General features: G+C 45.0%; 4 protein-coding genes and 2 pseudogenes. All 6 read left to right on the top strand.

The annotated features are described in order from the left end of the window. Window positions 1-89 precede the first annotated feature (89 nt). Window positions 90-650, top strand: a pseudogene (locus N4310_RS07800) (glycine betaine ABC transporter substrate-binding protein); the annotation flags it as partial. A gap of 20 nt (window positions 651-670) precedes the next feature. Continuing rightward, window positions 671-775: pseudogene (locus tag N4310_RS07795) on the top strand (type II toxin-antitoxin system RelE family toxin); the annotation flags it as partial. 74 nt (window positions 776-849) lie between these two features. Then, window positions 850-1,077 (top strand): type II toxin-antitoxin system RelB family antitoxin, encoded by a 228-nt coding sequence (gene relB / locus N4310_RS07790; RefSeq protein WP_262092730.1) that lies wholly within the window; start codon window positions 850-852, stop codon window positions 1,075-1,077. Further along, complete coding sequence (locus N4310_RS07785; RefSeq protein WP_179923736.1) at window positions 1,067-1,336, top strand: type II toxin-antitoxin system RelE family toxin; 270 nt, start codon at window positions 1,067-1,069, stop codon at window positions 1,334-1,336. The genes relB and N4310_RS07785 overlap by 11 nt, the downstream gene beginning before the upstream one ends. Window positions 1,337-1,522: 186 nt before the next feature. Next, window positions 1,523-3,283, top strand: coding sequence for a PTS mannitol transporter subunit IIBC (locus tag N4310_RS07780; RefSeq protein ID WP_276552664.1), 1,761 nt, complete (start codon window positions 1,523-1,525; stop codon window positions 3,281-3,283). Window positions 3,284-3,308: 25 nt separating this feature from the next. Then, window positions 3,309-4,073 (top strand): HTH domain-containing protein, encoded by a 765-nt coding sequence (locus tag N4310_RS07775; protein ID WP_262092729.1) that lies wholly within the window; start codon window positions 3,309-3,311, stop codon window positions 4,071-4,073. Window positions 4,074-4,146 lie beyond the last annotated feature (73 nt).

The following is a 4,146-nucleotide window of genomic DNA, read 5'->3' as shown; positions in this document are numbered from 1 at the left end:
TTGCTTCGCAAACAAGATTTGGTACTCTCTAACAGCATACAATGCTGTTAGACCCAATCAACTACTGCGTCAAAGGTGTTTTGCTAATCATAAAGAGAGAGGCTAGACTTTTGTCCCAGCCTCTGAAGCCGATGGAGTATCAGAACATCTATGCCTTGGCAGTCTCACAAACTTTTGCCAAGAAACACCAACTGGCGAAGATTTTAGACTTAGCCAAGATCCAATCCCAACTGCAAGCGGGCTTTTCGCTGGAATTTAATGACCGCCCTGACGGCTATCTTGGCCTCGAAAAAGTCTACGGCCTAAACTTCAAGGTCAACACCATGGAGCCATCACTGCGCTATCAGGCCATCCAGACAGGAGCCGTCAATCTGATTGATGCCTACTCGACAGACAGTCAACTTAAACAATACAACCTCTTTGTACTAGAGGATGATCGCCAACTCTTCCCACCCTATCAAGGAGCCCCTTTAATGCGGGCAGACTTGTTGGAAAAACACCCAGAACTGGAAGGGATTCTGAATCAACTAGCTGGAAAAATAACTGCTAGTCAGATGTCAGAGATGAACTATCAGGTTGATGTAGAAGGGAAAACAGCCGCTAGTGTTGCCCATGACTATTTGGTCAAAGAAAAATTGCTCCAAAAATAGAGGATCTAAAAGGGTTATAGCGTTACAGAATTGGCAATTATCCTGTAATCTGTGACATTATAGACGATGAACTCGTAGTCTTGGCTCTTGAAGTCGGCTATAGGAAAGAAGTTTACAAACGTTGATAAAAGTACACCTTTATGGAGTTGACAGCACCCCCTTTATGTATTACAATGTAATACATAAAGGGGGTGGAACTATGACAGTGGTATCCTTAAGATTAAATAAGGCAGAGGATGAATTATTCAAGAATTATGCAACTCATACAGGAAAAAGTTTATCTGAACTTTTCAAAAGTGCCTTAATTGAGCAGATAGAAGATCAGCTAGACTACGAAGTGGGCTTTAAAGCTTATGAAAGCTTTAAAAAGAATCCGGTTACTCATGCGATAGATGATGTTATAAAGGAGCTAGAAGATGGTTTATAGACTAGTTCTTAGTGATGACGTCTTGAAGCAACTGAAAAAGATGGATAAACATGTCGGTTTCATGTTAGCCAAGGATATGAAGAATAAGTTGGATGGGTTAGCGAATCCTAGACAACATGGTAAAGCTCTAGTAGGGGATTTAAAAGGGCTATGGCGTTACAGAATTGGTAATTATCGTGTGATCTGCGACATTATAGATGATGAACTCGTAGTCTTGGCTCTTGAAGTCGGCCATAGGAAAGAAGTTTACAAACGTTGATAAGTGGAGAAAGTCGGCTTCGTGCTGGCTTTTTTTGAATTGCTTTTCTAGTTCTCGGTGTTTCAGCTTAGGGATACGCTTATGTCTCCCCCTCCTCTGTCATAAAAAGTGTGACAAGATTTGAGTTTTCGGTCGCATTTTTTGTCGCTATACTAAAGATAGAAATCAACGATAGGAGGTCGTATAATGGAAGCTCAATCATTTCGAGTCCGTCTGCAGAAGTTAGGGACAACCTTATCCAATATGGTCATGCCCAATATAGGTGCTTTTATTGCTTGGGGGGTGCTAACTTCCTTATTTATTGAAACCGGCTGGTTGCCGAATGAGTCTTTTGCAACCATTGTTGGTCCAATGATTACTTATCTTTTGCCACTTTTAATTGGTTATACCGGAGGTTTTAATCTTTATGGCCAACGGGGTGGGGTGGTTGGTGCCATCCTGACCATGGGGGTTATTGCTGGGACAACGGTTCCGATGTTTATTGGAGCCATGGTTGTGGGGCCTTTGGGAGCTTGGGGGATCAAGAAGTTTGATCAACTGGTGCAACCTAAGATTCGGCCTGGTTTTGAGATGCTGGTCAATAACTTTTCGGCTGGTTTGTTGGGGTTTGCTCTTATGTTGGTATCCTTCAAAATTGTAGGGCCATTTGTGGAGAGTATGACAGGAATGATTGGTAATGGGGTGGAAGCGATTGTCGCGATGAAACTCTTACCATTGGCCAATATCATTATTGAGCCAGCTAAGATTTTGTTCCTGAATAATGCCTTGAACCATGGAATCTTTACGCCACTTGGGGCAGAGCAGGTACTTGAGACTGGGAAGTCTGTTCTCTTCTTGCTTGAAGCCAACCCTGGTCCTGGTTTGGGGATTCTTTTGGCCTATGCTTTCTTTGGTAAGGGGTCAGCCAAGTCTTCTTCTTGGGGAGCGATGATTATCCATTTCTTTGGTGGAATTCATGAAATTTACTTCCCTTATGTGATGATGAAGCCGGCGCTCTTTTTAGCAGTGATTGCTGGGGGTGTGTCAGGTACCTTTGCCTTCCAACTTTTGAATGCAGGTCTTGGGGCGGCGGCGTCTCCGGGTTCGATTCTGGCTATTATGGGAATGGTACCTAAGGGAGATGGTTATCTTGCGAACCTTCTTGCTGTCTTGGCCGGCGTTTTTGCAGGTGCGCTCGCTTCCTTTGTAGTTGCCTCCATTATTTTGAAGGCTGATAAGTCTGAGGGAGAAAGTTTGGAGGAGGCGCAAGCTGCCAGCAAGGCTGCCAAAGCAGCTTCAAAAGGGCAGCCTTTAGCTCCGATTGCTGAGGAAGTTTCTGCCGCAAATGTTCGTCAAATCATTTTTGCTTGTGATGCGGGGATGGGAAGTTCCGCGATGGGGGCCTCTCTCTTGCGGGATAAGGTTAAAAAAGCAGGTCTAGATATTCCAGTTTCCAACAAAGCCATTTCGGCCTTGGAAGATACAGAAAACACACTCATTGTAACCCAGGAGGAATTGGCTGATCGTGCCCTGCAACGGACTCCACGGGCGATCCATGTGGCTGTGGACAATTTCCTAACGTCTCCAAAATATGATGAAATTGTCAGTAAATTGGCGGGTCAAGCAGCTGTAGTTTTTGAAGCGGATCCACGTCCAGAAGCTCAGGGGCAAGTAGATCTCAACTATGTTGATGAAGTGGTCTTCCCTTATGGGCAGGCTCAGGGTTCTGCGACTATGGGACAGGCAACTCTCAGTGCCATCTTTAAAAACCGTGGCATCGGTATCCCGGTTGCGACTGTTCCATTGACCAATTTGGCTGAACATAATGCGAAAAACATTTTATTGGTTACCACAATTGCGAATCAGGCAGTGGTACAGCAGGCTGCGCCTGAAGCTCAGCTTTTGGTGGTGGATAGTTTGGTAACCACTCCAGAATACGATAAAATGGTTGATCGTATCCATCAATAAGTTAGATGTTTAGTATAATAAAACCATGATACTAAGCAAACGTGAACAAGACCTTCTGAAAGCTTTCCTCCAAGTAGGGAAGCTTTCCTTGAAGGAGATGACGGAAATTTTACAGGTTTCCACCCGGACCGTTTATCGGACCTTATCAGATTTGACACCCTATCTAGATCGGCATGGGGTTAAGCTGATCAAGGAAGGGCGGAAGTATTATCTCGAAGGGGATCTGGCTCAATTAAATGCGACTGATGGTCAGGAAGCCTACAGTCCCAGCCGGCGGCAACTGCTTATCACTTATGATCTGTTGGTAGCGGATCAATCCGTGACCAATGAACAGCTACAGGAAGTTTATTTTGTTTCCAATGTGACAGTGATTCAGGATATTGCGGTGATTGAGGCACGGGTCAAGGACTTCCAGCTGTCCTTGTCCCGACACAAGGGCTACAGTTTGCTGGGAACGTCCTCACAAAAACGGAGGGTTTTAGCCATCCTGCTAGCCAATGCAATCAGTATTCAGGATTTTTGGGCAGACCGTTATTCGGAATTTCCGATTTTACAGGCTGCTAGGGTTACCAGTTGTCGGCAGGTCTTTGAGGATTTGGCGCCTAGCTTGGGAGAAGTCGATGCCAAGCTCAAGCAATTTCTCATTTCGCTCTTGGCCCTAGCGGATAATCAGGGGCAGCTGCAGCAGCAGGTTGAATTGTCTAAGGAAGCTCTGGAGTTTGCGCAGAAGCTCTTTAGTCGTCTGTCGGCTGCAACCAAGCAGTTTTACAATCTGCAGGAGATTCTTTGAATCATTCCCGTTGTCTCTGATCCGAGGCATACCAAGGGAATAGAAGAGTATAAAAAGAAAAATCGCCACGGTA

Source organism: Streptococcus danieliae (assembly GCF_025447695.1).
GTDB classification, from domain to species: Bacteria; Bacillota; Bacilli; order Lactobacillales; family Streptococcaceae; genus Streptococcus; species Streptococcus danieliae.
This window is presented reverse-complemented; position numbering and strand designations above follow the sequence as displayed.

Bases quoted from the DNA above. Each gene is read 5' to 3' on its own strand.
- relB (WP_262092730.1), top strand. From the start codon at position 850: ATGACAGTGGTATCCTTAAGATTAAATAAGGCAGAGGATGAATTATTC.
- N4310_RS07785 (WP_179923736.1), top strand. From the start codon at position 1,067: ATGGTTTATAGACTAGTTCTTAGTGATGACGTCTTGAAGCAACTGAAA.
- N4310_RS07780 (WP_276552664.1), top strand. From the start codon at position 1,523: ATGGAAGCTCAATCATTTCGAGTCCGTCTGCAGAAGTTAGGGACAACC.
- N4310_RS07775 (WP_262092729.1), top strand. From the start codon at position 3,309: ATGATACTAAGCAAACGTGAACAAGACCTTCTGAAAGCTTTCCTCCAA.